The organism is Pseudarthrobacter sp. MDT3-1, from assembly GCF_054510755.1.
On the sequence record NZ_JBTNDX010000017.1, the window covers coordinates 1 to 25795 of the forward strand.

A 25795-nucleotide genomic window follows, 5' to 3' on the forward strand; every position below is an offset into this window, starting at 1 on the left:
CAAAACTGGACTAGACATAATGATTAGATTCCTGGTTCTCGCCCCACGCGATCAAGCGGACTTGCTATGACCCAGTGGCACCGTTCCAGCCTGACACGTAGGGGCCCGCCAAGGCTCCCCCTCGAGTGGTCAACTCCCCTGCACCCGCGCCAAAGAGTGCCGCTAGTTACGGATATTGGTTTCGATATATCGGGTGAGCCATTCTTGAAGCTGCGCAGTGTCCCAGCTGGGTGTGGCAACGAGGAGTACTTCGCGGTCTTCGCGGACGACGCCGGTGATCCCGTCCTCCTTCGCGAGGGTTCTGACCAGCCGGTCCACCTCCCGGGAGTACTCGTTGGCGATGTCCTCCCGCAAAGACACCTCAAGCTCCCGCCCGCAGAGTGCGTCTTCGCCTAGGTCCTCGACCTCGATAAGCGGTTCGTCCTCAACGACTGTTTCCTCGTCATTACCGTTCAGCTGCTTGATGGCGGCGGCGGCCATGCGAGCCAGCCTGTCATCATCTGAGGGGAGCCGCCCGCTGGCTTGTCCTCGGGCAAGGCCTGGAACCAGGTCAGCCAGTGGAACCTCCTGGTTGTCGTGCACGAGCACTGGGTGGTTCTGCCAGATGTAGGACTTGATCCGGTTGTAGCCGACCCGCCATTCCGCTCTGGGTGCTCCTTGCTCCACGACGCTGCACAGGTAGGAGATAACCCCATCGATGATGGCAATTGACTCTGGCGACAGGGTCGGCTCTATGCCAATGTCGTAGCGGAGCCACGACGGGCCGGTCGAGGTATCAGACTCAGCGGTTTCCGCCGTTCGCTCAGGTACTCGACTCGCACCTTCGCTGAGCACGCAACGACGATTCCGTCGCACGAGATATTGAAGTTGCAGGACGCGGTTTCCTTGCAGCGTTTCTCTCCAGGTCCGCAGCTTACTGGCGGATTCCCTAAGGGACATTTGTTGCCGCAGCTGCAATTAGGAGCCAATGGGCTGAGGTTGCTCCCTTGCACAGCGCCCGCGAGAGCCGCGGTAAGAACGCTGTTCCCCTGAATGCTGCCGCCGCAGATCTGCGTTTGCGCTTCCTGACCCTTGGCAACCGCGTCTCCGGGTGGCGCCGACGACCCGGTTACTCCGACGGCTGCGAGGGCTGAGATAAGAGTTGCTCCCGATGCCAAGCGACGAACACTGTTTATGACTTGCTCACGATTTCCATAGGTCAGACGATAAGGGACCGGGACTCAGTGGGTCCGGTCCACGGGGCGGGTGAGCGTACTGGTATTTACGCCCGCAGCAGCGCGGATTGAAGCGGACTTTCGACGCAGATCGAGGGAGCAAGTCGGGTCAGCATCAAGCTGGAGGCGCCCGATTTCTGAGAAAATTGCCGGGCGAGGTCAAGAATTTTTGCCCACTTCACGACCGCACGCCTATCTTCGGGGAAATGCATTGATTCTGGCCGCAAAGAGCGCTACTGTCGGCCGCACGAGCCGGTAAGAGACGTCGGGCCAAAGGGGCGACATGATGCATCTGGCCAGTGGATTGCTCAATGGAAACCACCTTGACGCGCGTAAACCCCGACGCCGTCTGCTAACGAGTAAGCGTGCCACGAAGGGAGCCGATCGCTCTTCATCCGTTCCACGCACGTTCCGTCCGGACATAGAGGGTCTTCGCGCGATCGCAGTTCTACTGGTCGTGCTGGACCATGTAGGCGTGCCGGCGCTGCAAGGAGGCTACGTCGGTGTCGACGTCTTCTTCGTGGTCTCCGGCTTCCTCATCACCGGCCTCCTGCTCAAAGAAGCTGAACGGGGTAGGCGGATCTCCCTCTTGTGGTTCTATGCACGACGGGCTCGGCGAATCCTGCCTGCCGCGACTCTTGTCCTCGCCGTCACAGTAGTCTCATCCTTCGCTTTGATCGGCGGTACGAGTGCTGCTCGAACCGCCGAAGACGGGCAATGGGCCGCGCTTTTCGCCAGCAATTTTCGCGAAACCTCACAAGGGACGGACTACTGGGCCAGCGACCTTTCTCCATCCCCCTTACAGCACTATTGGTCACTGGCCATCGAAGAGCAGTTCTACCTGTTATGGCCAGCCTTAATGATGGCGGTCGCTGCGATCGGATGGAGAGTTCCGCTACGCACGCGACTGACGGTTCTCCTCGCTGTCACGATTGCAGTCTCCCTTACGTGGTCGGTGTACGCGACGACGGAGAACGCGAGTGCGGCCTACTTCTCTCCCTTGACGAGGACTTGGGAACTTGCGGCTGGCGCAATTCTTGCCGTGCTCACACCGACGATCATGCGGCTGCCGGTTTTTCTTGCTGCCGTTACGAGTGTGTCTGGACTCATCGCGATTGCGGCAGCAGCGCTCACGCTGGACGAGTACACCAGGTACCCAGGGTCCGCTGCTATTCTTCCGGTTGGCGGAACGGTTCTTGTGATAATCGGCGGGACAATCACACCGAAGCGAGGAGCCGAAGTGCTCCTGCAGTGTCGACCTCTGCAATGGCTTGGCAAGCTCTCTTATTCCCTGTACCTGTGGCACTGGCCCGTGCTGATCCTCCCCGCGGCATCGCTCGGGACCGAACTGGCGATGACCACCAAGTTTGCCTTTGTCGGTGTGGCGCTGGCCTTGTCTGTCGTTACCTTCAAGTATGTGGAATTGCCCGTACGGAACTCCAACTGGCTCAAGGCCCGCCGGCCGTCAGTCAGCGTGGCTTTCGGCGCCGCACTGGTGGCGCTATCACTTGTCCTCACGAGCAATCTGGTGTCGATCCTGCCCAAGCCTTCCCCCACAGACAAAGTAGGCGATTTTGCAGTTGCCCCTGGCAGTGACCTACCGACGGCTGACGAAGTGGCAAAGGCCGTGGCTGACAGCGTAAACGTCGCAGGGTGGCCGCCGGAGCCGCCTGTTGGGAGATTCCTCTTCAACCAACATGCCTGTATAAGGGGCCTTGATGCCCCAACAGGTAAAGTCACATGCAGTTATGGTGACGCCAGCGGCGGCGAGACAGTGGTGGTTTATGGCGACTCGCACGCTCAGATGTGGGAAAGTCCGCTCGGCGTGACAGCCACTGAACTTGGGCGGCGCTTCGAAGTCTTTTCGATGTTCTCGTGTCCGCCAGCCGACTTTTCGGTCTACAACGCGAAGCGCAAGGGTGATTATCCCGAGTGCAAGGCATTCCGTGCTGACTCGCTGGCGAAGATCGAGGCACTTCACCCGAGCGTCGTCCTCATCTCGGGTCAGCGCCAGGGTACTTGGCTTGAGAAGGATGGGCGCCCTGACAAAGAAAACACGGAGGCCGCCTGGGAGGAGGGTCTCGCCTCGACCATAAAGTCATTGAGCGCGATAAGTGATCGTGTGGTCGTGATCGGGGACATCGCGTACTCGGAAAAGGATCCCCAGGACTGCGTCACATCGAATGCCGACGACGTCCGTCGCTGCCACACTCCGCGGAGTTACGCGGTGGACACCGAACACAATGAGATGGAGAAGCGCGTCGCCGAGGCCGGTGGCGCGGAATACGTGGACGTTGTTCCGTGGTTGTGCGCGGAGGATGTCTGTCCCGCGGCTGTCGCGGGATATGCAACCCATAAGGATGCTCAGCACATCTCCACCAACTACGCCCTGTGGTTGCGTCGGTCTCTTGCTGAGGCGGCCGCTTTGCTTCCCTGACGCGGCGTCAGCAGCGTAGTGCGCGCCGCCGGTGACTCGGCTTTGTTATTAACAGGGCGGCGTCAGCATGCCCTCGACCCGTCGGCAGGAAGCCAGGGCCAGATGAACAGAGACCAGATGTTGGCCCCAGATACCGGTTCTTTCCCCAGCGGTGATGGCCTTAGGTGCAGCACAATACCAGGAGGGCGCACGGGCGGCACAGCTCGGCTGCCCGTTGCTGGAGACGATGGACTTCGGCCATCCATTCGGCCCCTCCGTTGCATGGCAGCGTGGCTCGGACCTGGGCGTTCATAAGGGCGCTGAACTCGGGCACGCTGGCCGCGGTGTCCTTGAATCGGCGGGGATTAGTCATGAGGGCCCCGATTGGGTTGTGGCGGGATTCCCGGGCGTGGATGGTGGGGTTGTAGGCGGACCAGTCCATCGGCAGTCCGGCGAGGGTTGCCGCTAAGGCGAAGGCGCCGTTGGGTAGGTAGAGTCCTTCGGTGTTCCGCTCGTAGACGTGCTTCCAGTAGTAGGTGGAGCGGTCGTCCTGGACGCCGCCACTGAGCACCGGCTGGGCGAACTGTTTGAGGTGGCCATCCTCTCCGGTATGCGCCGCGGTGAACTGTGCGGCCTCCGCTGGCAGGACGTAGACCTTGCCGCCCGCCGCCTGGTTGTCTGTGTGCAGCTTGTACAGGTAGGCAAGGAAGTAGTGGAGGGCACAATCAAAACGGATGCCGGACAGGACCGCCTGGTCGCACTGTCAGACCGGGCCGTCGCCGCTCTTCTGACGTGGCAGTTCCAGCAGGGGCAGGAACGCGAGGCATGAGGAGACGCCTATCAGGACTCGGGCCGCGTGTTCACGTACGAGGACGGCAGCCAGCTCCGCCCGGGCTACCCGTCCAAACTCTTCGAGCTGATGGTGGAGAAGCTGGGCCTCCCGCACATGCGCTTCCATGACCTCCGCCACCTCCACGCGTCTCTAATGCTGGCCTCGGGGCAGGACATGGCCATTGTGTCCAAGACCATGGGACACAGCAACAGCCAGATCACCCGCGACCTGTACGCGCACATGGTGGGAGACGCCGCCCACAACGCCGCGGAAGGTGCGTCCTCACTGCTGCCGATGTCAAAGAAAAGCCAAGGTGTGCTCACAAGTGTGATCACCGGGAAGTAAAAAAGACCCGCCCGCACCTCCGAAGAGATACGAACGGGTCTAAATTCCCCTAGAATCCGGGGCGGTGGCAGATGAGGGATTCGAACCCCCGTAGGCGTTGCCAGCTGATTTACAGTCAGCCCCCTTTGGCCGCTCGGGTAATCTGCCGAACTTCAAAAAGAAGATCACCCCCGGCTGCAGTGTTCAGAACGTCCGTTTCCGGGCCGTTCCGCTTCCAGTAACCGCGGGCAAGACAACTTTACAGAACTTCTGCCGAAGAATCGAATCGAGGCGGTAGACCCCTGAAAACGCCGCCAGAAGCCCCGCAATTCCGCGGAAAACCCGGGGACTTAGGCGTCGCCGAGAATCCGTCCGGCCAGCTTGGCCTCGAACTTCACGGCCTGTTCCTCGGTGATCTGGTTCAGCTGGACGGCCCGCAGCAAGTCCGCGTGCACACCGTCCATGCGGGACGAGGCGTCCGGCACCGGGCTGAACACGATGGAGGCAGCGATCGCTGCTGCGGCAACTGAGGTCGCGGCGGTGGCGACGGCGCCGGCGGCTGCGGCGGTGGATCGCGTGACATAACGGACGGCGTTGTGTTGCATGGCTTTCCCTTCGACCTACTTCCAACTCGTTCAACTCTGCGCTGTCCGGCTTCGTTCCCGCAGTGCGTCCGCTGTGAGGGAACTGTGAATGCGGAACAAGCCACGGCCGGGGCATCCGTATTAGGCTGGAATGCAGAGATCCACGCCCTGCAGAGCCAATGTCAGGGCAACCACCGGCACAAGGAGAATCATGGCAGGCGAGTCAACGTTCGACGTCGTAAGCAAAGTGGACAAGCAGGAAGTGGCCAACGCGCTGAACCAGGCCCAGAAGGAACTGGTCCAGCGCTACGACTTCAAGGGCGTCGGCGCCGAGGTCGAATTCAGCGGCGAGAAGATCCTGATGAAGGCGAACTCGGAGGAACGCGTCCTGGCCGTGCTGGACGTCCTCCAGTCCAAGCTGATCCGCCGCGGCATCTCCCTGAAGTCCCTGGACACCGGCGAGCCTTACCCCTCCGGCAAGGAATTCCGCCTCGAAGCCTCCATCAAGGAAGGCATCGAGCAGGACCTGGCCAAGAAGATCAACAAGCTGATCCGCGATGAGGGCCCCAAGGGCGTCAAATCCCAGATCCAGGGCGACGAACTCCGCGTCTCGTCCAAGTCCCGCGATGACCTGCAGTCCGTCATGGCGCTGCTGAAGGACTTTGACGAGGCGGACCTGCAGTTCGTCAACTTCCGCAGCTAGCAGCCGTTCTGCCGCGTGATTACAGGGAAGTTGCTTCCCCAGTCCGCACAGAGTCCGCAGAACCCCCGAGAACCGCAGCGATCAGCCTTGATCCTGCGGTTCTCGTTTTGTCTTCGGCAGTCGGCCAAAGGTGGGAGTACGTGTTCAAGGTGATCGACGGCGCCGCGTGGCCTAGTGCGCGCTGCACGGTAACGACGTCGCACCCATCAGCGATGAGTCCGGAGGCGTAGAAGTGCCGGAGGTCGTGAAGCGTGAACTCACCTATGCGGGCAGCCTCGCGGACCTCCCGCCAGCGGTCGGCCGCTGAATTGCGGTTGAAGTAAGTTCCGCCGGTCCCGAACAGCCATTGTTCATCACCGAAGACCCCGACGTTTTGCACGTGGAGGGCTAAGACCTGGATCAGTTCAGCAGCCACGTAGACCACTCGCTCGGAGCCATGCTTGGGCGGGACTACCTCAGCGCTTGCCTTGGTGCTTCCTTGGATCTGCCGGGAGACACTGATGGTCCTGCGCAGGAAATCCACGTCACCCAACTGCAAGCCCGCGGCTTCGCCAAGGCGCAGTCCCGCGAAGGCGCAGACGGAGACGAACGGTGCGAACCAGTCCGGCGCAGCCCCCAGAGCCTCCCCTAGCTGCTCCGGCGTGGGAATGGTCATTGCAGCTTCACGACGGCGCTCACGGGGCAGCTTCGCCCCGGTGCAGGGGTTTTCCGCGATGACCTTGTCCGTAACCGCGGCTCGGAATGCGGAGCTGACGATGTTGTAGTAGACCTTCACGGTGGCAGGCGCCAGCCTCGCGGACATTCCCTTGACCCAAGCCTGAACGTGGGACGGCAGGATTGACCGGATCTGCTGTTCCCGGAATGTGGCGATAGCTAGAGCCTGTTCGGCTTTCAGCTTGGTTCCTGTGGCCCATACCTGGCCCGCAGCCCATTGACCGAACCATTGGGCAAACGTGATCTTCCCGCCTTTGGGATCCACGTACCGGCCAGTGACGACGGAGGCTGTTACCTCATCAAGCCAGCGCTGAGCGTCAATCTTCCGCGGAAAGTGCCTGGCGTGTTCCTTCCCGGCCGCGTCACGGTACCGAGCCCGCCAGGAGCCGTTATCCCTTTTTTGGATGCTTGCCATTGAGCTCCCCAAACAAATCGACTAGCCGGCGCTTGGATGCAGGCGTCTGCCAGAATCGGTCTTCCGCAATGCGTTCCTTTTCGCTCCTATGCTCCCCCTTGATTTCATCAACCATCTTCCCGAAATTCCTTTCGACGTTGGCCCGGACTCTGGCAGCAATCGTTTCTGGCGTATCGAGCAGTTCTGCCGCAATGATTGAGACCTCATCCTCAGGAAGGCCTACATGGTCAGCAATGGAAGCCAGTTTGAACTGCGCGTCTAAGTAGCTGTCAATGAGTTTTTCCAAGTCAGAGGCCAAGCGGGAAACCTGCTCAGTTGCTGCACCTAGCCGCCTCAATTGGCGCGGCGACCACAGGTTGTAGAGCTCGACGTCGAACACTTGAGCCAGTGACTCCGCCTCATTTAGGCGAATCGGACGGTCACCTTTTTCGGTTCGGGAAACGGTCATCTGCGTGTACTTGGGCCACCCTGCGTCCACCATGCGCCGCGCCAATTCAGACTGAGACCATCCGCGCTCTTCTCTGAGGTCGATCAGTGTCTCGACCACTCGCCGTTCGATGCCGTCTTCGTTGCCGCCGTCGTCGTCATTTGTCATAGCCAACACTCTCCCACAAAAAAGAGTTGTGGTCCATCACCAGTGTGGTACAGTCGTCTCATCCTCACAAATGAGGATGAGTTCAACAGAAATGATGGAGGACGGATGGAAACGGTAAAGGCCATGAACCTGCTAACCCTGGACGAAGTCGCGGAGATGCTGCGTAAGTCACCGGCTCAAATGCGTTGGCTTCGGCATAATGCCCGAGGCCCGCGTTGCGCCAAGATCGGCGGTCGCGTGATGTACCGAGAGCAAGACGTCATTGACTGGATCAACGCCGCGTTCGACGCGGAGGCATCCTAATGAGCGCCGTTTACACAGAAGCTGACATGGCTGCGGCTTGGGAAAGCGGCTACTGGCATGGCACTAGCCATGAGGGACCGCTGAACGATGCCGCGGTTGCCGGGAAGAACCCCTATCGGGTCAACGGGACGACGCCGGCCAAGGTTTGCAAGGTGGCCCTGAAGACAGAAAAAGACCGTGACGCCTCGCCAAAGTCCGTCACGGCCGAAGAACCAGCCCATTCCTAGGAGATTCACCATGAACACTACCAAGTACCCAGTCACCGTGCGAGACCTCGCAGACATGGCCGAGAAGCTGGGCATGACGGCGGCGGAACTGCTGGAGTTGCTCGGCCCGATCCCCATGCCGCCCGCCGGCTACACCCTGGCCCCCAAGTCCGACACTCGGTGGATCGGCCCAGAGACAATGAGCCGCCGCTGGATCATCACACCGGCATGGACATGGAACTCCAACGGCGGCGCTCACTCAATCGAGGTGTGGATGGCCGACCACGAGCGGCCGACTTACGCGAACATCACACCCGCTGAGGCTCTCCAGCTCGCGGCGGACCTAACCGCGGTTGCTTCCAAGATCGCTGCCGCTGAGGCTACGGAGGGCTGACCTAGATGACTTGGACAAAACTCAGCGACGACTTTACCGACGACTGCTGGGTGCTCTCAGATGAGGCTTACCGGCTGCATTCGGACGGGCTGATATGGAGCAACCGAAAGTTGCTTGATTTGTGCGTCCCCAAGGAAGACGTCGGCAGGTTCGCTAAGAAGCCCGAGGCTGTTGGGGAGCTGCTGGACCAGGGCTTCTGGTTGGACGTTGGTGCGGCTTATGTGATCCGGCACCACGCCCAGTACCAGCGCACCCGTGAAGCCGTGATCAAACAGCAGGAGATCAACCGACAGAACGGCGGCAAAGGTGGCCGGCCCAAGGGTAAGACGCGGGAGCAGGTCCAGGACGTCACCAACCTTGAAACCCATTCGCTAACCGAATCGCTAAGCGAATCGAAAACCGAAGAGATAACCGGGGTTTCTCAGAGTGAAGAACAAGATGCCATGAAGCAGGGCAACGAAAACCCCGCCAATTCAAGGGGAAAAACCCAATCGCGTATCGAATCGCCAAGCGGAAGTGAAACCGAAAGGGACAGGACTGGCCTAGAGAAGGTAGTTGTTACCCCCAGTAGTTCAAGTGATAAACCGGGAAACGCTATCGACCCCGATTACCCGACTGATCCCAGGGCGATTGCCTGGCGTCAGAGGATCGACGCCGAGGGCATCAAGTCACAGGCCGAGTTGGTAGCCGCGGGCAAGGGCAAGGTGACGGCGAAGCAGGCGGGCGTGATGTGGCAGGCCGCGTTTCCTGATTCGAGGGCCGCGTGATGTTCGATGACCTCCCATGCTCGACGGACAGGTGCGCCGGGTCAGCTCCATCCGGCCGGGCGACGTGCGACGACTGCCACGAGCACAACGGCTACCCCGCCGGCTACACACGTTCCATGGATGAGGCGTGGCTGAATTACACGCCATGCGACAAGATCCGGGCGGCCGCCGCATGAAGCCCCCGTCTGTTGCCGTCATGAATTTGACTCGCTCGCAGTACATCGAACTCTGCGACACCCTCCGCGATAAAGCGCAGGAAGCCCACGTCAACGCCCGCAAATGGGCCAACCGAGCTCTTGAGGCTGAGAGTCGCCTCGCAATATACGAACCGGGCGACGAGCCCACCACCATCCACCCCTCACGAAAGAGCGCACTGTGAACACCTGCCCCGTCAACTCAGACGATAACCTCATCCCGTCCGCCAAGCAGCCTTGCATCGAATGCCCGTTCCGAACCACCAACGCCGACATCCCGGCACCCCAGGACTGGTACACCCAAGACAACTTCGAACGCATTTGGGCAAGCGTGGCACGCGAAAATCAGTCCTTCCCCTGCCACATGTTCGACAGGCCAGAGGCTACCGGCTACGACGGCCGCAGCCGCGACGCCGGACTCCGCGAGCCCGTAGACCTAGGCAAGCCCAAGGAATGCGCCGGCATGACCGGCATGATTCACAGGGAAATACGCATCGCGTCGGGATACCCCGACTGGGAAACCTACATCGCCGCCAGGCCCACAGGGCTACAGCGCGAAGCCTACGAAACCGCCCTTGCACGCATGGCCGGCACCGGAACCCCGCTCACGGAACCAGCCGACCCGGACAGCGCCGTACTACTGGATCCGGCGCAGCGTGTAGACACCGAATCCCTGGCATGGAAACTAGGCGAATCCGGCAATGTGGCTCTGTTGAGCGCCACTCAGCAGCTCCTCGACGCACTCAACATTGCACCGCCGCCCTGTGATTGCCGGGTCTGCAATGGACACACCACCGCCCACGATTCCCGCGAACTCCTGACCGCAACCGGAGAGACCGTGAACGTAGATACCGAACTGCACACGCTCTTGGAAGTAATGAACGTCGCCGGCATACGCACCACCGGATCATGCAAAGACCTCCGCGGGGCAATGGAACAGCTTTGGCCGGAACAGGTGCAGGTACTCCTAGCGGAAGACCACCCCCACACCATCAGCTACGCCGTCACCCTGCGCCGGCGCGAAGCCGTCATTAGGTTTGAAAACCGGAACGACGCGGAACGGCAGTTCATCAAGTCCCTTCGATTCACTGAGGGTCTGCATATCGCCAACGGCCCGACACAGACGCAACTCACCTTCCCGCTGCACATGATCCCCGTCCTGGCGATCCTGGCAGGGCGCGCACGATGAGCCCGACAGTTCGCCCCGCCACAGCTAAGGACTTCACCGCAGTCGCCCGCCTCCTAACCTCCGCGTTTACCCTCGCCGGTATCCCGCAGATAGAAACGGCGGCCGACGTGAAGGCACGCAGCAACGCCGCGCTAGTCATCGTTGCGGAATTCCACGGCGCCGTCGTGGGCACCATGACCGTTGCATCCGCCGGAACCCCCTATGGGCCGCTCGCAAGCAAGGGACAGATGGAAGTCTCACGCCTAGCGGTGGAGCCACTGTTCCAGGGGCGTGGAATAGGCGCCGCCTTAGTACAAGCCGTAGTGCAGTCATGCCGCAACCAGGGCGTGCAAGCACTGGTAGGGGTAACCCTGGACGCCCTGCCCACCGCTCACCGCCTCTACGAATCCGCAGGCGCAAAGCCCACCAGAATCCCTGGACTCAAAGCCCGCGGCTACACGCTCGACCTCAGCAACGAAAAGGACAGCAAATAAAATGGCTCAGCCAGGACAGTTCAGGCCCCCGAACGACGAAAACTGGATCGGTCGCGAGATTGCGGACATCAAGCGCCAGATGCAACAGGATCGCGCCGCGAATCATTTTGCCCCCATGGGCATCCTTCCCCGTCAAGGCGGTATCGACGTACAGGGTTTTGTGAACTCCCTACGGGCGAACGGGACCAAGGGCGTAGCGATGGACGATGACGGCGTGTTCATCGTCTACAACGCCGCCGGGACCACGCCCGTAGCAAGGTTCGGGCCGCTGGATAATTCCGCGCCTGGACAGTATGGCGTGGAAGTGCTTGTGGGCACGACGTGGGTACAGCTCGGAGCGCAGTCCACAACGTGGGACACCGTCAGCGGCAAGCCCGGCTGGTCATCGAACCCCACAAGCATCGCCGGGACCAACATCAGCGGCACCGTGCCAGCGTCCACGGAAGCAGCCCACGCGCTCGACGCCGACGGATCAGTGAGGGCTTACAACACCGAGCCCGCCGGCACCGGAAGCTATTACGCCGTGTGGGTGGACGCCAACCAGAAGCTCTGCCGCAACACTTCCAGCATCGCGTACAAGGAGAACGTCCGGGCCCACAACCTGGACCCCGCCAGCGTGCTTGAACTTCAGCCAGTGATCTACGACCGGAAGGCCGGCGGATCCAACGAATACGGCCTCATCGCGGAACAGGTGCAGGAGCACGTTCCCGAGCTGGTGCAGTGGTTTGGCGGCAAGGTGGACGGCGTCCGCTATGAACTGTTGCCCGTTGCCCTGCTGGACGTCGTGAGGGATCAGGAGGACCGGATACGGGCACTGGAAGGCCGCGAACCACTCCCGCCCCGTCTCAGCGTTCCGAACGTGCCGGCGCCGGGCGCCCCCGACGTCGAACCCAAACCCCTGCCCTACACCATCGAGGAGACAGCATGATCATCCCCGCCGTCAACGTCCGCCCCATCGACAGGGCCCGCGCTATCCGCGCCACGCTCGCCGTGCGCCAGACGGACCAGGTAGCGCTCACCCACGTAGTCAAGGAAGCCGCAGCGGACGCAGACCGGGAATCAGTGGCGCAGCTAGTTCTGGCGCTCACCGAGCTAGCCGCTTCCTTCCTTGGCTCCATCCCTGATGGCGACGCCAAGCTACAGCAAATCCTTCTGGAGCACGCCCAATACACCAACGACAACGAACAGGAGAACTGACATGTTCCAGAGCAAGGCTGCCAGCTACCAGCACAACATGATGCAGGCCGAAAGGTTCCGCGCTAACCCGGCACTTCTCACGGCACCATCCGGTGAGCAGGAACCCGCCGTTGTCATCCGCAGCGCAGGCAAGATCCAAGGCGTTATTCCCATCGCCGCCGCTCTCCGCCTCGCCAACCAGCTGGCTGATTCCGTCGATGCCCACACCAGCAACACCAATTCAAGGAGCAACTGAATGTACAGCGACAGCACCGACCACACCAGCCCCGCAGAGCGCTATAAGGCCCGCCAGCTCGAAGACAAGGCCGCGTCATGGACCCCCGCAGCCCAAGCCGAGTACGCCAACTATCAGCGCATGCAGGCCGAAGGCATCAAGCTCAGCCCGAACATGCATATGGCACTCGGCTACCTGGACCAAGCAAAAACCGCTCACCAGCAGATCACCAACGGAAAGTAGAGAACCATCATGACTATCAAACTCACCACCGAAGAACTCGCCCAGGAACTCGAAAGCCGCCGCCAGCAGGAACAGGCCGAAGGGCAGCGCCGCGCCGGCGTCGTAACCGCGGCCCAAAAGGAATGGTCAAAGGAAATCCTCCGGACCTACAAGGAAACGGAAACCAAGCTGGAGGAAGACGGCGCCGCCGCCATCACCGCCGCAGAGAAAGCCGTCACTGACGGCGACTTCTCCGGAGCATTCACCGGATACACCAACTGGCACGCCTCACGGTGGGCGCGCTACCACCTCCGGTCAGCCGCTCAGAACTCCATCAACCGGGTGCCCGAGTACACCGGCGCGACACCCCCGGACCTGCGCATCGCTGACGTGAAGTTCCCCGAATGGCTCAACTCGCAGTGCGAACGGCTCGCCCAGCGCAACGGCATCACCAGCTACGAAGACGCCATCGGCCCCGAGATCCCCACCAGCTACGAAGACGCCGCCGCATGGCTGGAGACCAACCATGGCAAATGACGCACTCGACCCCGGACCGAACGGCGATTACCCGTTCATGCCGCGCAATGCGGACGGGACGCTGGACACAGTATGCATGCCCATTCACACAGTGCAGCACCCCACAGCCAAGGACAGGATGGGTAACCCGGTCATGATGAACCTCGAGCCCAAGCTACCGGACGGCCGCAAAGTCTCAGCAGTCGTACCACCCCAGCAGTAACCCATGGTCAGGCGTCAACACCACCGCAGCGTCCACAAGGGTGAGCTGAGAACGGAAGTGATGGGCAGTCAGAACACTGCACCAGCGCCACACGGTACCGGGTGCGTAGGAGCCACACCAACAAGCACAAGCGACGGCCACCGCGCACCCGGCACCACCACACCAGCAGCAGCACGACGGCGACGAGACAGGCCCCCCACCCCCTGGGGGGCACCCCATGAAGGGATCCCACCACCCCCACCGCTGGTGGGGTCTTTAGATGGTGCGGCAAGCAGTTAGACCCAACGAAAGGAGGCCGGCAAGTGCCCGGTCCTAAAGCGAATCCAGCCAAGCCGAACTCACGGCATCGCAGCCCCGGCGCACGTTCCGGCCTGATCGAACTTCCGGCGGAAGGTTGCGACCTGCCCATCCCGCCGCTGCCAAAATCGGGCAATTGGTCCCCAGAAGACAAGAAATTGTGGCGAAATATCTGGAAAAGCCCGCAAGCGAACGAGTATGACGACTCTTTTGTGCCTGCCGTAGCGGCCTACGTCTGCCACGCACGCGCTGTTTATGAGGGCACGGCAGCAGCATGGCAGGCCCAGGAAATGCGACATCTAGGCGGGCAGCTAGGGCTTACGCCCGCGGGGATGCTTGCCCTTGGCTGGGTAGTCCGCCATGAGCAGTAGGAGGCTAGCGCGGCGTGATTCCGTCGCCCCTGTCTTACCCATTTCCACGGACCCTAACCGCGTCGCACAGCAGACCCTCCAGACGCCCCGCGGTGAAGTCAGGGCTTGGTTCAAGGGCGGAATCTGTTACCGGGTCAATATTGCCGGCGTCATCTATGGATGGGGAGAGGGCCCCGACGTTTGGGCAGCCGTCCTGGATGGCAGCTTCCGACCCAACGACTACGGACACCACAACAGGTAGCGGCACGCAAAAGCGGCCCCGGATCTCTCAGGAGGTTCGGGGCCCGCTTTGTAGTTTGGCTGGCTTACAGTTTCGCGGCAGGCGCCACTTCAACAACTTCAACCGAAGCCATGAGCGCCGCCGATATGCGTTTCAGGTAGCCCACGCAGATAATGAGCAGCCCAAGGATTCCGCCGCCGCCAAGGAAGAACCCATTGGGTACACCGTTGAATGAGCCCAATACGAAGAGCACCACGCTCAGGAAGCAGAACATAATGCCCACTCCAATAAGAGTGTCGCCCGGAAGTTTGCCGTTTTTCCCCAATTTGATCCCCATGCGCTGATCTAACCACGTAAACCTGCCGCAGGGTATAGATCGCCGGAATGAGTCTTGGCCCAGCAGGAAACAGCACAGGCGTGCTAAATACTCGCTCGGTTATGCTCACCCCCATGATGAACTTTCCAGAACCGCAGACATGGTGGGATCAGCTCTCCGATGAGACACAGGCCAGGCTCCTAGCCAACAATCCACTAAATGAGGTACCGGGAGACCTGATACCGGAGGTGGTAAGAGCCGGTGCGCCAGTCACCGGGGCATGGTTCACAGCCACAGAGAGCGGACCGGACAAGTTGAGCTTGCCGAGGAGCTTTGAAGACTTCCTGGAGGAGCGGCGCCAGTCCTGAGCCCTGCGCGTTTGTGCCACAAGCTGTGGCGCAAACGTCCCACCGCCCGCGGGACATTCACCGTCAGACCCTCCGCCTAGTATCCCTGCCATGGTGAAGTTAGATGTTGAAGCGGTCGGCAGGATGCTGGATGACCTGCTGGCCCCGGTGGTGCGGTCCCCGTATGAGGAGATGGAGCCTGACTACGAGTACATGCCGAGCGGCGCTACTTGGCCTCGGTCGGAAGCCTATTGATCCAGGCAACAAGGTCCTCATGCGTGATGAGTGCTTTCGAGTTGAAATATCGGGCCAGCAGGTAATTGTCTGCGATCTGATCCCGCAGGGTGCGTGAACTCAGTCCGACTCTGGCCGCGGCCTCCTCGATGGTGTAAGCAATCTTCCGCGTCGTGTGACACGGGCAGCAGTTCGCGTGCTGGTAGTCCTTCCAATCATTCATTGGCCCAGTCTGCCCTCCGAGTCCGCAGAAAGTCCGCAAGAGGTCCGCAATCGGCCAATTTCAGGAAAATATGACCCACAAGGGAAAGCCCGGAATCTAGCGGTTATCAGCATGAGACAACGCCACCCAAATACCAATTTGCAGTTCGTCAACTTCCGCAGCTAGCGGACCAGGCCCTCGTTTTCGAGGCGCAAAAATTCTGCCGCTGACAAAAGACGCCGGCGCTACCGGAATACGGGCAGCGCCGGCGTTTTTGCGTGTCCCGGGTGAAAGTACGACGGCGGCGCCCGGGTCGGTCAGTCAGCCTCAGTTCAGCGGCCGGCCGGCAATCCGTTCCAGCCGGGCGATCCGCTCCTTCATCGGCGGGTGGGTGGCGAATAGCTTGGTCATCGCCCCGCCGCGGAACGGGTTGGCGATCATCAGGTGCGAGGTGTTGACCAGCTTCTGCTCCTGCGGCAGCGGCGCGATCCGCACCCCCTGCTCAATCTTGCGTAGGGCTGAGGCGAGCGCCAGCGGATCGCCAGTGAGCTGCGAACCGTCCTCGTCGGCGTCGTACTCGCGGGTCCGGGAGATGGCCAGCTGGATGAGCGAGGCGGCAAACGGTGCCAAAAGGGCCATCGCCAGCATGGCCAGCGGGTTGGAGGTGCGCCGGTCGCCGCCGAAGAACAGCAGCATCTGGCCCACGGATGTGATGACGCCGGCCACCGCGGCTGCCACCGAGGACGTGAGGATGTCCCGGTTGTACACGTGCATCAGCTCGTGCCCCAGGACCCCGCGCAGCTCGCGGGCATCCAGCAGCTGCAGGATCCCTTCGGTGCAGCACACGGCGGCGTTTTTGGGATTCCGGCCGGTGGCGAACGCGTTCGGGTTCATGGTGGGTGAGAGGTAGATGCGGGGCATCGGCTGGTTGGCCCGGACGGAGAGCTCCCGGACAATCTGGTAGAGCTGTGGCGCCTGGGCCTCCGTGACGGGGTAGGCCTGCATGGAGCGGATGGCAATTTTGTCGCTGTTCCAGTAGCCGTAGGCGGTGGTGGCCACGCCGATCAGGGCCATGATCCAGATGGGCGCTGAACTGCGGGTATTGATCCCGATCAGTCCGCCCAGGCCCAGGAGCACCGCCCACAGGACGCCAAAGAGCGCCGCAGTTTTCAGGCCGTTGTAATGCTTGTGCACGTCCACTCCTCCACGTCGCCCTGACAAAGTTGACCCAACAGGTTGCCCCGCCAAGTTGCCCCAACAAGGCATGGCCCTATGGCATCGGGTCGCGGGCATCGTACTGCCGGAAGCCCGGCTGCAGCTGTGCCGCCAGCCAGGCCACCGCGATGCACAAAACCCCGCCCAGAAGCAGGACCCAGCCCTCACTGAGAATCTTAGTCCCGCCGCCTGCCAGCAGGTCACCCACGCGCGGCCCACCGACCACCACCACAATGAAGACCCCCTGGAGCCGTCCGCGCAGGTGGTCCGGCGCAGCGGCCTGCAGGATGGTGTTGCGGAAGACTGCACTGATGGAGTCTGCGATTCCGGCCAGTGCGCAGCACAAAGCCGCCGGGACCAGCCAAACTGTGGCCCCGCCGTCGTCCGTCCGTCCTGCCAGGAGCACCACCACACCGAAGCCGGCAATCGAGGCACCCCAGCCCATCACTGACCACACCACGGCACTCCCCTGCCACCGGATCTGGCCGAGCGGCCCCGAAAACAGGCCGGCCAGGAACGCGCCCACCGCGCTGGAGGCCAGCAGGATGCCCACCGTGGTTTCGCCGCCGCCGATCATCAGCGCACCGATGGCGGGCATCAGCGCGCGCGGCTGGGCCAGGATCATGGCCACGAGGTCGATGATGAAGGTCATCCGCAGGTTGGGCCGGGTGCCCAGGAACCGGAACCCCTCGATGACAGACCGGATCCCGGCCCGCCCGGCGCTTCCCGAGGGCGGCATGGACGGGAGCCTGAAGACCGCCCAGAGCACAAAAGCGAAGCTGATGAAGTCGATGGTGTACGTCCAGCCAAAGCCCACCCACGCCACCAGCACCCCCGCCAGCAGGGGTCCCACCGTCAACGCCAGCCCGAACGACATCATGCTGAGCGCGTTGGCCGCGGGAAGCAGTTCCTTGCGGATGAGCGTGGGGATGATGGCACTGCGGGCCGGCTGGTTGATGGCCTGGGCACCGCTTTGCAGCGCCACCAGGAGGTAGAGAATCCAGACGTTTCCCAGCTGCAGCCAGGACTGCAGCGCGATCAGGCCGGTAGTCAGCCACAGGACGGACGTTGCCAGGAGCGCCACCGTGCGGCGGTTGTGGGAGTCGGCGATGGAGCCGCCCAGCAGGCCGCCGAACACCAGCGGCACCAGCGCAAACACACCCAGCAGTCCCACATAGAAACTGTCCTGCGTGAGCCGGTACACCTCCAGGCTCACGGCCACCAGCGTGAGCTGGCTCCCCACGGCCGAGACGGCGGAACCCAGCCAGAGCCGGCGGAAGGCCGGGCTCTCCCGGAGCGGTGTGATATCGGCCAGCAGTTTCCCCACCCTGCAACCCTAATAGCGCATCAGTGTCCTGTTCTGTCACACGCTTGGTATCCTCAGGCGGGGGAAAGGAGTCGGCATATGCATGTTTCCAGGCGGCTGCTTTTTGCCTCGCCTTGCTGGGAGGTTGCCCGGCCCCGCACCGCCCTGAACGCCGGCCATCTCCTGATCAGGCTCACGAATCCGGCCATGGCGTTCGATCTCCGCTCCGCCACCGACTGGCTGCACTGCCACAACACTGCCCGGCAGGCCCTCGCCGAAGTGCTGGGGGCCGGCCGCTGCACCGTTATGTTTGCGCACCAGTGGCACCCCATCGGAGCGGCCATCGGCGAACCGGAAGCGGAATCCTCCACGCCCACGTTCCACGTCTTCGGGCGCTGGGACGCCGAGCCGGTCACGCCCGGCGAACAGCTGCGCCTGCCCGTTCAGCGCCGCGTGCCGGCCGCAGCGGAAGAACTTGGCGAGTACGACGGCGGCCTCCGCGCCGCCCTGCGCCGGCTGGCTGATGCGCGCCCGGCGGAGCCCGTCCCGCCGGCGGACGGCACGCTCCCGGAACTCACCGCCAGGACCCCGAAATTCAAGGCCGGCGCGCACCACACGGTGCTCGCACCGGCGTTGCCGCCGGCGCCGGGCGGTCCCGGCCTGACACCCGGCCATCTGCTGGCGCTGGCCGCCGTCGTCGAGGGCCTGGCAACCCGCCCCGGCGTGACCGGGCTGAGCTGCGTGGTGCCGGAACCCGGACCCGGCGGCCTGGAAGTCCATGCCATGGGCCGCTCGGGAGGAGAATCCCGCAACCCCATGCAGGAATTCCTGGACCTGCCGAAGGTAAGCCAAGCCTTATTGTGATCGACTCATAATAAGTGCTTCAATAGAAACATGTCGGAACACTTTGGCGGCCACGATGCATGGGCTGCCGCCCTGCGTGCCCACGGCCGCCGGGTGACCAAACAGCGGCTCGCCGTGCTGACCGCCGTCGAACATCATCCGCACTCCCCCGCGGAGAGCATCCTGGCCGCCGCGCGCACCGAACTTCCGGAGCTGACCGCGCAATCGGTATACGTGGTCCTCGGCGACCTGACCGACCTGCACATGCTGCGCCGCTTCGAGCCGCCGCATTCCCCGGCCCTGTATGAGACCCGCGTCGGTGACAACCACCACCACGCCATCTGCATCAGCTGCGGCCGCGTGGAGGACGTCGAATGCGCCGTCGGGCACGCACCCTGCCTCACCCCGCACTGGGATGAGAACTCCAAGCCGATGACCATCCAGATTGCCGACGTGATGTACCAGGGCATCTGCCAGGACTGCCAAGAGTCCCAAAAACTTCCTTCTGAACGTCCCAAGTAATCGAGAAATAGGAGAAAAATGACTGCGAACATCTCTACAACCCAGTCCGGTGCGCCCGTCACTTCCGACGCGCACGCACAGTCCGTCGGTGCCGACGGCGCCATTATCCTCACGGACCACTACCTGATCGAAAAGCTCGCCCAGTTCAACCGCGAGCGGGTGCCGGAGCGCGTAGTGCACGCCAAGGGCGGCGGCGCGTTCGGTACGTTCAAGGCCACTTCGGACATCTCCAAGTACACCAAGGCCGCGTTCCTGCAGCCGGGCGTTGAGACCGAGATGCTGATCCGTTTCTCCTCGGTTGCCGGCGAGGCCGGCTCCCCGGACACCTGGCGCGATCCCCGCGGTTTCGCCGTCAAGTTCTACACCTCCGAGGGCAACTACGACCTCGTGGGCAACAACACCCCCGTCTTCTTCATCCGCGACGGCATCAAGTTCCCGGACTTCATCCACTCCCAGAAGCGCCTCCCGGGCACGCACCTGCGCGATGCGGACATGCAGTGGGACTTCTGGACCCTGTCCCCGGAATCCGCACACCAGGTGACCTGGCTTATGGGCGACCGCGGCCTGCCGGCCTCCTGGCGTGAAATGCAGGGCTACGGCTCGCACACCTACCAGTGGATCAATGCCGAGGGCGAGCGCTTCTGGGTCAAGTACCACTTCAAGTCCAACCAGGGCGTCAAGACCATCTCCGGCGACCAGGCCGAAGAGCTGGCTGGCTCGGACGCGGACTTCTACATCCGCGACCTGCAGGACAACATCGCCGAGGGCAACTTCCCGTCCTGGGAACTGCACGTCCAGGTCATGCCGTACGAAGACGCCAAGGGCTACCGCTTCAACCCGTTCGACCTCACCAAGGTGTGGCCGCACTCGGACTACCCGCTGATCCACGTGGGCACCATGGAGCTGAACAAGAACCCGGAGAACTACTTCGCGCAGATCGAGCAGGCCACCTTCGCGCCGTCGAACTTCGTGCCGGGCATCGCCGCCTCCCCGGACAAGATGCTGCAGGCCCGTATCTTCTCCTACGCCGACGCACACCGCTACCGCGTGGGCACCAACCACGCGCAGATCCCGGTGAACCAGCCGAAGAACCAGGTCAACAACTACAGCCAGGACGGCGCCGGGCGTTACCATTTCAACGCCCCGTCCGTACCGGTTTACGCGCCGAACTCCTTCAACGGCCCGGCTGCCGTTGAGCCGGCTTCCCCGGCCGGCGGCTGGGAGAACGACGGTGAGCTCACGCTCTCCGCACACTCCCTGCACGCCGAGGACGGCGACTTCGGCCAGGCCGGCACCCTGTACCGCGAGGTGTTCGACGACGGCGCCAAGGCCCGTCTGCTGGACACCATCAGCGGTGCGGTAGGCGGCGTGAAGAACGCCGAGATCAAGGAACGCGCCATCCAGTACTGGACCAATGTGGACGCCGAACTCGGCGCCAAGCTGCGCGCCAACCTGGGTGCGGGCTCCACTGATTCCGACGCCGAGGCTGCCAACAAGATCGGCTAGTTTCTCTGCCCCCTGTGGTGCAACGTCCGCCCCGTCACGGTTTTGCGTGGCGGGGCGGTCTCGTTTCCACACAGCTCTTGTTTCCACACAGCTCTTGTTTCCACACAGCTCTTGTTTCCACATAGGAGCCTGCCGCAATGGCCGGGCTGCCCGGTGGTCCCTAGGATCACTGCATGAGTACATTCCAGGGCATCCCTGCAGGGGCATTCGCGTTCTATGCCGAACTTGAGCACAACAACAACCGGGAGTGGTGGCTGGAGCACAAGGACAGCTACAACACCCTGGTGCGGGATCCGGTCACGGCCCTGCTGGCCGAACTGGAGCCGCGGTTTGGGCCGGGCAAGATCTTCCGGCCCAACCGGGACATCAGGTTCTCCCAGGACAAATCGCCCTACAAGACTGCCCAGGGAGCGTTCGCGTCGTCCCAGGAAGGCGTGGGCTATTACGTCCAGGTGAGCGCCGACGGGCTCCTGGTGGGCGGCGGCTGCCACACCAGTACGCCGGCCCAGCTGGCCCGCTTACGAAACTCCGTGGATGCGTCCGGCACCGGCGAATCGCTGCGGCACATCGTGGAGACCGTGGCTGCCGCGGGCTTTGCCGTGGAGGGCGAAAAACTCAAGACCGTGCCGCGCGGTTTCGACAAGGACCATCCCCGGGCGGAGCTGCTGAAGCACAAGTCGCTGTCCGCCGGCATCGAACTGGGCCAGCCGGAGTGGCTGGATTCGCCGGCGGCGGTGCAGGAAATCGAGGCGCTGTGGGACAAGCTGCGGCCCTTGGTGGACTGGGTGGGCCGGCATGCGGCCCCGTGACGCCGTACTTCCTGTAGATGGGATAGCTCCCCATACGACGGGGGCACGGCCAGCAAGTCCGAGATGTAGCCTGCCACAAAAGCGTCGCCGGCCCCCACTGTGTTGATGGCGTTGACGCGGACTGATCCTGCGCGTATTCCACTCCGTCCATCACCGCGGCACAGCCTGCGGCACCGCGCTTGATGACCGCCTGGCCCGCCCCAGGGCAGCGATCCGGCCGGCAAGCTCCAGGGAGTCGTCAGACTTTCCCAACCGCGATGGCGGCTTCGTCGTCCCCGGCGAACACGATGTCTGCCTGGGCGATGACGTTCCGGAAAACGTCACAGGCTTCGTCGGCGGACCACAGCGCGGCGCGGGAGTGATGCCCGTGAGGTGCAGCAGCCGGGCGTTGGCAATCCGATCGGCCGGGGTGTCCTCCCGGGCCCGCCGGGAGCCCCGCGCTTCCGGACCGGTAGACCAGACCTTGAGCTGGTCCATGGTGCGGCGCTCTTTGATCATGAGGCCGGTGGGTGCCGACTCGTCCCGCAGGGGGAACCCGATGCCCTAAATAGGGCTTATCGGCAAAATCACAACAGAGCAAAATCGCGGACGCACGAAAGAGGCACCCGGCCACCAAAGGGTGCCCGGGTGCCTCCGTCTTGTGCGCAGTTTTGCAGCCGCCCAGCCTAGGTGCGGGTGAGTGCCTCGTCGTCGGCCGGGGCATCACTGCCGGAAAGGCGGGCGTCCGCGCCGGAGTCCGCGCCGGATTCCGTGGCGTCCACGGCGGACTTGGCCTCGGCGAACTTTTCGTTCAGGCGGGAGTGACGCTGGCCGTAGGCGAAGTAGATCACGACGCCGATGACCAGCCAGCCGGCGAAGAAGATCCACGTCTCCACGGCGAGGTTTGTCATCAGGTACAGGCACAGGACGGCGGAAACCACCGGGAGGACCTTGCCGAACGGGACGCGGAAGGACGGCTTCAGGTCCGGACGCTTTTTGCGCAGCACCAGGATGCCCAGGCTCACAACCACAAACGCCGACAGTGTGCCGATGTTGATCATTTCTTCCAGCAGGTCCACGTTGGTCAGGCCGGCCACAAGTGCTACGGCGGCGCCGCAGATGATCTGGAGGCGGACCGGCGTCGAACGCTTTTCGCTGGTCTTGGACAGCGCGCGGGGCAGCAGTCCGTCGCGGCTCATGGCCAGCACCACGCGGGACAGCCCCATCAGCAGCACCATGATGACAGTGGTGAGGCCGATCAGGGAGCCGAAGGCGATGACCTTGGCCGCGGTGGTGTTGCCGACGGCCTCGAACGCGGTGGTGAGGGTGGGAGTCTCGGCTGCCGCGAGGTCCGTGTAGGACACCATGCCGGTGAGCGCGAGGGACACCAGGATGTAGAGCAGCGTCACCACGGCCAGGCCGCCGAAGATGCCGCGAGGCAGGGTCTTCTGCGGGTTCTTGACTTCCTCCGCGGACGTGGCCACGACATCAAAGCCGATGAAGGCGAAGAACACCAGCGCCGCGCCGGCGAAGATGCCCAGCGTGCCGTACTGGGCGGGCGCGGCACCGGTGAGGAAGCCGAAGAATGATTGCTTCAGAACATCCGCGGAGCCGCCGGCGGTAGGTTCCGCGGCGGGCACGAACGGCGTGTAGTTCTCGAACTTCACGTAGGTGAAGCCCACTACGATCACAAACAGCACAACGGCGATCTTGATCAGGGTGAAGACGTTGCCCACGCGGGCGGAGAGCTTGGTGCCGAGCACCAGGAGCACGGTGAAGACGGCAACGATCAGGAACGCACCCCAGTAGAGGTCCACGCCGCCGAGAGACAGTGCTGGCGGCACGTCGGCCCCCATCAGCGCGAACACCTTGCTGAGGTAGATGCCCCAGTACTTGGCGATCACTGCCGCGGCGGTGAAAAGTTCCAGGATCAGGTTCCAGCCGATGATCCACGCCAGCAGCTCGCCCATGGTGGCGTACGTAAAGACGTAGGCCGACCCGGCAACCGGAATGGCGGTGGCAAACTCGGCGTAGCACATGATGGCCAGGGCACACGTCACGGCGGCAATGGCAAAGGACAACGTCACGGCGGGGCCGGAGAAGTTGGCCGCAGCCTTGGCGCCGACCGAGAAAATGCCGGCGCCGACAGCGACGGCGACACCCATGATCATCAGGTCCCAGCTGCTGAGCGACCGCTTGAGCTTGCGTCCGGGTTCATCGGCGTCGGCGATGGACTGCTCGATGGATTTGGTCCGGAGAAGGTTCATAAGGTTCCACAATCCTGATTTGTGTTGGAAACAGACCCATCAACGATACTCGTCCACCCACTGGACGTTCACATCTGTCCCGCATGGTGAGACTCCCTGCCCGCCCCGGTTAAGCGCGAACAGACACTTGAGGCCCTCGCCGGGAGGGCCTCAAGTGTCCGTTCGCACTGGTGTTTGGTGCTGGTGCTTTGGTGCTGGCTGCGTGTTGGACCGTACTGCTAGACCGGCCAGTCCATCAGCTTTGACCGGATCAGGAACCGCTTGCCTTCCGGCGACTCAACCGAGAACCCGCTCCCCCGGCCCTCGACCACGTCCACGGTCAGATGGGTGTGGCTCCAGTAGTTGAACTGCTCCCTGGACATCCAGAACTCGAGGGGCTGCGGCTCCAGGCCGCCGGCGATGTCGAACAGCCCCAGGAGGACGTCCGCTTCCGCGGTGATGAACTCCCCGGCCGGATAACACATAGGCGAGGACCCGTCGCAGCAGCCGCCGGACTGGTGGAACATCAGGGGCCCGTGCTGCCCCCACAACTTCCTGAGCAGTCCCAGGGCCTCGGCGGTGAGAGCCACGCGGGAGATATCCTCCCCGGGCAGCGTCACCGCCGCGTCAAGCCTCGCCTCCATCATCAGTACTTGATAACGACGCGGCCGTCGATCTTGGCGTGCTTCATCTCGTCAAGAACGGCGTTGACCTCGGAAAGCTCCCGGGTGGAGACCGTGGGGTGGATTTTGCCCTCCGCGTAGAACTCGAGGGCTTCCTCCAGGTCCTGCCGGGTTCCCACGATCGAGCCGCGGACGGTCAGGCCCTTGAGCACAATCTCGAAGATCGGTGCCGGGAAGTCGCCCGGCGGCAGGCCGTTGAACACAATCGTCCCGCCCCGGCGGGCCATGCCGATCGCCTGGCCGAAAGCAGACGGGTGTACTGCGGTGACAAGCACTCCATGACAACCTCCGGTTTCACGTTGGATAACTTCGACGGGATCTTCGTGCAGCGCGTTGACGGTCAGCTCCGCACCGTGCTTCTTGGCTAGGGCGAGTTTGTCGTCCGCGATGTCCACGGCGGCTACCCGCAGGCCCATCGCCACTGCGTACTGGACAGCAATGTGCCCGAGTCCGCCGATGCCGGAAATGGTGACCCACTGTCCGGGCCTGGCTTCGGTCATCTTCAGGCCCTTGTAGACCGTGACGCCGGCGCAAAGCACCGGTGCGACTTCAACGGGGTCCGAGCCCGCCGGGATGCGGGCGGCAAAGCGCGTGTCCACGAGCATGTACTCCCCGAAGGAGCCGTCCACACTGTAGCCGGCGTTCTTCTGTACCTCGCAGAGTGTCTCCCAGCCGGTGCGGCAGTACTGGCAGTCGCCGCAGGCGGACCAGAGCCAGGCGTTGCCGACGAGGTCGCCGACGGCGAGGTCGGTGACACCTTCGCCCAGGGCAACCACTTCGCCCACGCCTTCGTGGCCGGGGATGAACGGCGGTGTCGGCTTGACCGGCCAGTCGCCCGCTGCCGCGTGGAGGTCTGTGTGGCAGACGCCGGTGGTGATGACCTTGACCAGCGCCTCGCCCCGGCCCGGGGTGGGAATGGGGAGGGTCTGGATCTGAAGATCCTTGCCGAATTCGGTTACTACTGCTGCTTGCATTGTCGTCGTCATTGGCGAAATCCTTGCGTA

The 25795-nt window shown here is 62.8% G+C and carries 33 protein-coding genes, 1 tRNA gene and 1 pseudogene; 21 read left to right on the forward strand and 14 right to left on the reverse strand.

What is annotated here, in order from left to right; genetic code table 11:
* Positions 1-162: 162 nt before the first annotated feature.
* Complete coding sequence (locus ACX80X_RS13835; RefSeq protein ID WP_252598490.1) at positions 163-834, reverse strand: hypothetical protein; 672 nt, start codon at positions 832-834, stop codon at positions 163-165.
* Between the two features lie 666 nt (positions 835-1500).
* Between ACX80X_RS13835 and ACX80X_RS13840 the strand changes: the two genes are divergently transcribed.
* A complete protein-coding gene (locus tag ACX80X_RS13840; protein WP_256472807.1) occupies positions 1501-3651 on the forward strand; it encodes an acyltransferase family protein in 2151 nt (716 codons plus the stop codon).
* A gap of 160 nt (positions 3652-3811) precedes the next feature.
* Here the strand turns inward: ACX80X_RS13840 and ACX80X_RS13845 are convergent, their stop codons facing one another.
* The gene (locus ACX80X_RS13845; protein ID WP_252598492.1) at positions 3812-4201 is read right to left on the reverse strand and encodes a hypothetical protein; all 390 of its coding nucleotides are present in this window, start codon (positions 4199-4201) and stop codon (positions 3812-3814) included.
* A gap of 39 nt (positions 4202-4240) precedes the next feature.
* On the opposite strand from ACX80X_RS13845, the pseudogene ACX80X_RS13850 reads away from it, so the two are divergent.
* Positions 4241-4807: pseudogene (locus tag ACX80X_RS13850) on the forward strand (site-specific integrase).
* A gap of 65 nt (positions 4808-4872) precedes the next feature.
* Here ACX80X_RS13850 and ACX80X_RS13855 read toward each other — a convergent pair.
* A tRNA-Tyr gene (locus tag ACX80X_RS13855) sits at positions 4873-4954 on the reverse strand.
* A gap of 182 nt (positions 4955-5136) precedes the next feature.
* Positions 5137-5391, reverse strand: coding sequence for a hypothetical protein (locus ACX80X_RS13860; RefSeq protein WP_252598493.1), 255 nt, complete (start codon positions 5389-5391; stop codon positions 5137-5139).
* A 190-nt stretch (positions 5392-5581) separates the two neighbouring features.
* On the opposite strand from ACX80X_RS13860, the gene ACX80X_RS13865 reads away from it, so the two are divergent.
* Positions 5582-6073 carry a YajQ family cyclic di-GMP-binding protein gene (locus tag ACX80X_RS13865; protein ID WP_104061835.1) on the forward strand — a complete coding sequence of 164 codons (492 nt, stop codon included), beginning with the start codon at positions 5582-5584 and terminating at the stop codon, positions 6071-6073.
* A 19-nt stretch (positions 6074-6092) separates the two neighbouring features.
* Here ACX80X_RS13865 and ACX80X_RS13870 read toward each other — a convergent pair whose 3' ends face one another.
* Both ACX80X_RS13870 and ACX80X_RS13875 read right to left on the reverse strand, forming a co-directional pair.
* The gene (locus ACX80X_RS13870; RefSeq protein WP_459312357.1) at positions 6093-7202 is read right to left on the reverse strand and encodes a tyrosine-type recombinase/integrase; all 1110 of its coding nucleotides are present in this window, start codon (positions 7200-7202) and stop codon (positions 6093-6095) included.
* Positions 7177-7797: a helix-turn-helix transcriptional regulator gene (locus ACX80X_RS13875; RefSeq protein ID WP_459312359.1), complete on the reverse strand. Its 621-nt coding sequence runs from the start codon at positions 7795-7797 to the stop codon at positions 7177-7179. The genes ACX80X_RS13870 and ACX80X_RS13875 overlap by 26 nt, the downstream gene beginning before the upstream one ends.
* A 105-nt stretch (positions 7798-7902) precedes the next feature.
* Here ACX80X_RS13875 and ACX80X_RS13880 point away from each other — a divergent pair, with 105 nt between their 5' ends.
* From ACX80X_RS13880 to ACX80X_RS13945, 14 genes are all read left to right on the forward strand, one after another.
* The gene (locus ACX80X_RS13880) at positions 7903-8100 is read left to right on the forward strand and encodes a helix-turn-helix transcriptional regulator (RefSeq protein WP_459312361.1); all 198 of its coding nucleotides are present in this window, start codon (positions 7903-7905) and stop codon (positions 8098-8100) included.
* The gene (locus ACX80X_RS13885) at positions 8100-8327 is read left to right on the forward strand and encodes a hypothetical protein (RefSeq protein ID WP_459312363.1); all 228 of its coding nucleotides are present in this window, start codon (positions 8100-8102) and stop codon (positions 8325-8327) included. The genes ACX80X_RS13880 and ACX80X_RS13885 overlap by 1 nt, the downstream gene beginning before the upstream one ends.
* 10 nt (positions 8328-8337) lie before the next feature.
* On the forward strand, positions 8338-8700 hold the full coding sequence (locus ACX80X_RS13890; protein ID WP_459312365.1) for a hypothetical protein: 363 nt from the start codon (positions 8338-8340) through the stop codon (positions 8698-8700).
* Positions 8701-8705: 5 nt separating this feature from the next.
* Positions 8706-9467, forward strand: coding sequence for a hypothetical protein (locus ACX80X_RS13895; RefSeq protein WP_459312366.1), 762 nt, complete (start codon positions 8706-8708; stop codon positions 9465-9467).
* Positions 9468-9663: 196 nt separating this feature from the next.
* Positions 9664-9846: a hypothetical protein gene (locus tag ACX80X_RS13900; RefSeq protein WP_459312368.1), complete on the forward strand. Its 183-nt coding sequence runs from the start codon at positions 9664-9666 to the stop codon at positions 9844-9846.
* A complete protein-coding gene (locus tag ACX80X_RS13905; RefSeq protein ID WP_459312370.1) occupies positions 9843-10850 on the forward strand; it encodes a hypothetical protein in 1008 nt (335 codons plus the stop codon). The genes ACX80X_RS13900 and ACX80X_RS13905 overlap by 4 nt, the downstream gene beginning before the upstream one ends.
* Complete coding sequence (locus ACX80X_RS13910; RefSeq protein WP_459312372.1) at positions 10847-11323, forward strand: GNAT family N-acetyltransferase; 477 nt, start codon at positions 10847-10849, stop codon at positions 11321-11323. Before ACX80X_RS13905 ends, ACX80X_RS13910 begins: the two co-directional genes overlap by 4 nt.
* A gap of 1 nt (position 11324) precedes the next feature.
* Entirely contained in the window at positions 11325-12251 is a 927-nt protein-coding gene (locus ACX80X_RS13915) for a tail fiber domain-containing protein (protein WP_459312374.1), read from the forward strand.
* On the forward strand, positions 12248-12520 hold the full coding sequence (locus ACX80X_RS13920; protein WP_459312376.1) for a hypothetical protein: 273 nt from the start codon (positions 12248-12250) through the stop codon (positions 12518-12520). The genes ACX80X_RS13915 and ACX80X_RS13920 overlap by 4 nt, the downstream gene beginning before the upstream one ends.
* 1 nt (position 12521) lies before the next feature.
* Complete coding sequence (locus ACX80X_RS13925; RefSeq protein ID WP_459312378.1) at positions 12522-12755, forward strand: hypothetical protein; 234 nt, start codon at positions 12522-12524, stop codon at positions 12753-12755.
* Positions 12756-12977, forward strand: coding sequence for a hypothetical protein (locus ACX80X_RS13930; protein WP_459312380.1), 222 nt, complete (start codon positions 12756-12758; stop codon positions 12975-12977).
* A 9-nt stretch (positions 12978-12986) separates the two neighbouring features.
* On the forward strand, positions 12987-13493 hold the full coding sequence (locus ACX80X_RS13935) for a hypothetical protein (protein ID WP_459312382.1): 507 nt from the start codon (positions 12987-12989) through the stop codon (positions 13491-13493).
* On the forward strand, positions 13483-13695 hold the full coding sequence (locus ACX80X_RS13940; protein WP_459312384.1) for a hypothetical protein: 213 nt from the start codon (positions 13483-13485) through the stop codon (positions 13693-13695). The genes ACX80X_RS13935 and ACX80X_RS13940 overlap by 11 nt, the downstream gene beginning before the upstream one ends.
* A gap of 302 nt (positions 13696-13997) precedes the next feature.
* Positions 13998-14363, forward strand: a complete 366-nt coding sequence (locus tag ACX80X_RS13945) for a phage terminase small subunit (RefSeq protein ID WP_459312386.1) — start codon at positions 13998-14000, stop codon at positions 14361-14363.
* 305 nt (positions 14364-14668) lie between these two features.
* Here ACX80X_RS13945 and ACX80X_RS13950 read toward each other — a convergent pair whose 3' ends face one another.
* The 4 genes from ACX80X_RS13950 to ACX80X_RS13965 form a co-directional block, all read right to left on the reverse strand.
* On the reverse strand, positions 14669-14920 hold the full coding sequence (locus tag ACX80X_RS13950; RefSeq protein WP_459312388.1) for a hypothetical protein: 252 nt from the start codon (positions 14918-14920) through the stop codon (positions 14669-14671).
* A 552-nt stretch (positions 14921-15472) separates the two neighbouring features.
* On the reverse strand, positions 15473-15703 hold the full coding sequence (locus ACX80X_RS13955) for a helix-turn-helix domain-containing protein (RefSeq protein WP_459312390.1): 231 nt from the start codon (positions 15701-15703) through the stop codon (positions 15473-15475).
* Between the two features lie 306 nt (positions 15704-16009).
* Positions 16010-16876 carry a zinc metalloprotease HtpX gene (htpX, locus tag ACX80X_RS13960; RefSeq protein ID WP_252613859.1) on the reverse strand — a complete coding sequence of 289 codons (867 nt, stop codon included), beginning with the start codon at positions 16874-16876 and terminating at the stop codon, positions 16010-16012.
* A gap of 76 nt (positions 16877-16952) precedes the next feature.
* Complete coding sequence (locus tag ACX80X_RS13965; protein ID WP_252608448.1) at positions 16953-18224, reverse strand: MFS transporter; 1272 nt, start codon at positions 18222-18224, stop codon at positions 16953-16955.
* A gap of 78 nt (positions 18225-18302) precedes the next feature.
* Between ACX80X_RS13965 and ACX80X_RS13970 the strand changes: the two genes are divergently transcribed.
* The 4 genes from ACX80X_RS13970 (at position 18303) to ACX80X_RS13985 (ending at position 21883) form a co-directional block, all read left to right on the forward strand.
* Complete coding sequence (locus ACX80X_RS13970) at positions 18303-19067, forward strand: hypothetical protein (protein ID WP_252608446.1); 765 nt, start codon at positions 18303-18305, stop codon at positions 19065-19067.
* Positions 19068-19097: 30 nt separating this feature from the next.
* On the forward strand, positions 19098-19568 hold the full coding sequence (locus tag ACX80X_RS13975; RefSeq protein WP_252613857.1) for a Fur family transcriptional regulator: 471 nt from the start codon (positions 19098-19100) through the stop codon (positions 19566-19568).
* 18 nt (positions 19569-19586) lie between these two features.
* Positions 19587-21074: a catalase gene (locus ACX80X_RS13980; RefSeq protein WP_252608444.1), complete on the forward strand. Its 1488-nt coding sequence runs from the start codon at positions 19587-19589 to the stop codon at positions 21072-21074.
* A gap of 173 nt (positions 21075-21247) precedes the next feature.
* The gene (locus ACX80X_RS13985) at positions 21248-21883 is read left to right on the forward strand and encodes a DUF2461 domain-containing protein (RefSeq protein WP_252608443.1); all 636 of its coding nucleotides are present in this window, start codon (positions 21248-21250) and stop codon (positions 21881-21883) included.
* A gap of 150 nt (positions 21884-22033) precedes the next feature.
* On the opposite strand, the gene ACX80X_RS13990 is transcribed toward ACX80X_RS13985, so the two are convergent.
* The 4 genes from ACX80X_RS13990 to adhP form a co-directional block, all read right to left on the reverse strand.
* A complete protein-coding gene (locus tag ACX80X_RS13990) occupies positions 22034-22381 on the reverse strand; it encodes a hypothetical protein (RefSeq protein WP_252613855.1) in 348 nt (115 codons plus the stop codon).
* A 167-nt stretch (positions 22382-22548) separates the two neighbouring features.
* Entirely contained in the window at positions 22549-24129 is a 1581-nt protein-coding gene (locus ACX80X_RS13995; protein ID WP_252613854.1) for an APC family permease, read from the reverse strand.
* A gap of 218 nt (positions 24130-24347) precedes the next feature.
* Entirely contained in the window at positions 24348-24755 is a 408-nt protein-coding gene (locus ACX80X_RS14000; protein ID WP_252608441.1) for a DUF779 domain-containing protein, read from the reverse strand.
* Positions 24755-25777: an alcohol dehydrogenase AdhP gene (adhP, locus tag ACX80X_RS14005; RefSeq protein WP_210412322.1), complete on the reverse strand. Its 1023-nt coding sequence runs from the start codon at positions 25775-25777 to the stop codon at positions 24755-24757. The genes ACX80X_RS14000 and adhP overlap by 1 nt, the downstream gene beginning before the upstream one ends.
* Between the last annotated feature and the right edge of the window lie 18 nt (positions 25778-25795).

What these genes read in the sequence shown, in the direction of transcription:
- adhP (WP_210412322.1), bottom strand. Translation starts at nt 25,777, where the DNA reads ATGACGACGACAATGCAAGCAGCAGTAGTAACCGAATTCGGCAAGGAT.
- ACX80X_RS13980 (WP_252608444.1), top strand. Translation starts at nt 19,587, where the DNA reads ATGACTGCGAACATCTCTACAACCCAGTCCGGTGCGCCCGTCACTTCC.
- ACX80X_RS13900 (WP_459312368.1), top strand. Translation starts at nt 9,664, where the DNA reads ATGAATTTGACTCGCTCGCAGTACATCGAACTCTGCGACACCCTCCGC.
- ACX80X_RS13950 (WP_459312388.1), bottom strand. Translation starts at nt 14,920, where the DNA reads ATGGGGATCAAATTGGGGAAAAACGGCAAACTTCCGGGCGACACTCTT.
- ACX80X_RS13990 (WP_252613855.1), bottom strand. Translation starts at nt 22,381, where the DNA reads ATGATCAAAGAGCGCCGCACCATGGACCAGCTCAAGGTCTGGTCTACC.
- ACX80X_RS13885 (WP_459312363.1), top strand. Translation starts at nt 8,100, where the DNA reads ATGAGCGCCGTTTACACAGAAGCTGACATGGCTGCGGCTTGGGAAAGC.
- ACX80X_RS13890 (WP_459312365.1), top strand. Translation starts at nt 8,338, where the DNA reads ATGAACACTACCAAGTACCCAGTCACCGTGCGAGACCTCGCAGACATG.
- ACX80X_RS13975 (WP_252613857.1), top strand. Translation starts at nt 19,098, where the DNA reads ATGTCGGAACACTTTGGCGGCCACGATGCATGGGCTGCCGCCCTGCGT.
- ACX80X_RS13970 (WP_252608446.1), top strand. Translation starts at nt 18,303, where the DNA reads ATGCATGTTTCCAGGCGGCTGCTTTTTGCCTCGCCTTGCTGGGAGGTT.
- ACX80X_RS13930 (WP_459312380.1), top strand. Translation starts at nt 12,756, where the DNA reads ATGTACAGCGACAGCACCGACCACACCAGCCCCGCAGAGCGCTATAAG.
- ACX80X_RS13865 (WP_104061835.1), top strand. Translation starts at nt 5,582, where the DNA reads ATGGCAGGCGAGTCAACGTTCGACGTCGTAAGCAAAGTGGACAAGCAG.
- ACX80X_RS13910 (WP_459312372.1), top strand. Translation starts at nt 10,847, where the DNA reads ATGAGCCCGACAGTTCGCCCCGCCACAGCTAAGGACTTCACCGCAGTC.
- ACX80X_RS13920 (WP_459312376.1), top strand. Translation starts at nt 12,248, where the DNA reads ATGATCATCCCCGCCGTCAACGTCCGCCCCATCGACAGGGCCCGCGCT.
- ACX80X_RS13860 (WP_252598493.1), bottom strand. Translation starts at nt 5,391, where the DNA reads ATGCAACACAACGCCGTCCGTTATGTCACGCGATCCACCGCCGCAGCC.
- ACX80X_RS13895 (WP_459312366.1), top strand. Translation starts at nt 8,706, where the DNA reads ATGACTTGGACAAAACTCAGCGACGACTTTACCGACGACTGCTGGGTG.
- ACX80X_RS13985 (WP_252608443.1), top strand. Translation starts at nt 21,248, where the DNA reads ATGAGTACATTCCAGGGCATCCCTGCAGGGGCATTCGCGTTCTATGCC.
- ACX80X_RS13880 (WP_459312361.1), top strand. Translation starts at nt 7,903, where the DNA reads ATGGAAACGGTAAAGGCCATGAACCTGCTAACCCTGGACGAAGTCGCG.
- ACX80X_RS13955 (WP_459312390.1), bottom strand. Translation starts at nt 15,703, where the DNA reads ATGAATGATTGGAAGGACTACCAGCACGCGAACTGCTGCCCGTGTCAC.
- ACX80X_RS13925 (WP_459312378.1), top strand. Translation starts at nt 12,522, where the DNA reads ATGTTCCAGAGCAAGGCTGCCAGCTACCAGCACAACATGATGCAGGCC.
- ACX80X_RS13995 (WP_252613854.1), bottom strand. Translation starts at nt 24,129, where the DNA reads ATGAACCTTCTCCGGACCAAATCCATCGAGCAGTCCATCGCCGACGCC.
- ACX80X_RS13840 (WP_256472807.1), top strand. Translation starts at nt 1,501, where the DNA reads ATGCATCTGGCCAGTGGATTGCTCAATGGAAACCACCTTGACGCGCGT.
- ACX80X_RS13875 (WP_459312359.1), bottom strand. Translation starts at nt 7,797, where the DNA reads ATGACAAATGACGACGACGGCGGCAACGAAGACGGCATCGAACGGCGA.
- ACX80X_RS13935 (WP_459312382.1), top strand. Translation starts at nt 12,987, where the DNA reads ATGACTATCAAACTCACCACCGAAGAACTCGCCCAGGAACTCGAAAGC.
- ACX80X_RS13870 (WP_459312357.1), bottom strand. Translation starts at nt 7,202, where the DNA reads ATGGCAAGCATCCAAAAAAGGGATAACGGCTCCTGGCGGGCTCGGTAC.
- ACX80X_RS14000 (WP_252608441.1), bottom strand. Translation starts at nt 24,755, where the DNA reads ATGATGGAGGCGAGGCTTGACGCGGCGGTGACGCTGCCCGGGGAGGAT.
- ACX80X_RS13915 (WP_459312374.1), top strand. Translation starts at nt 11,325, where the DNA reads ATGGCTCAGCCAGGACAGTTCAGGCCCCCGAACGACGAAAACTGGATC.
- ACX80X_RS13940 (WP_459312384.1), top strand. Translation starts at nt 13,483, where the DNA reads ATGGCAAATGACGCACTCGACCCCGGACCGAACGGCGATTACCCGTTC.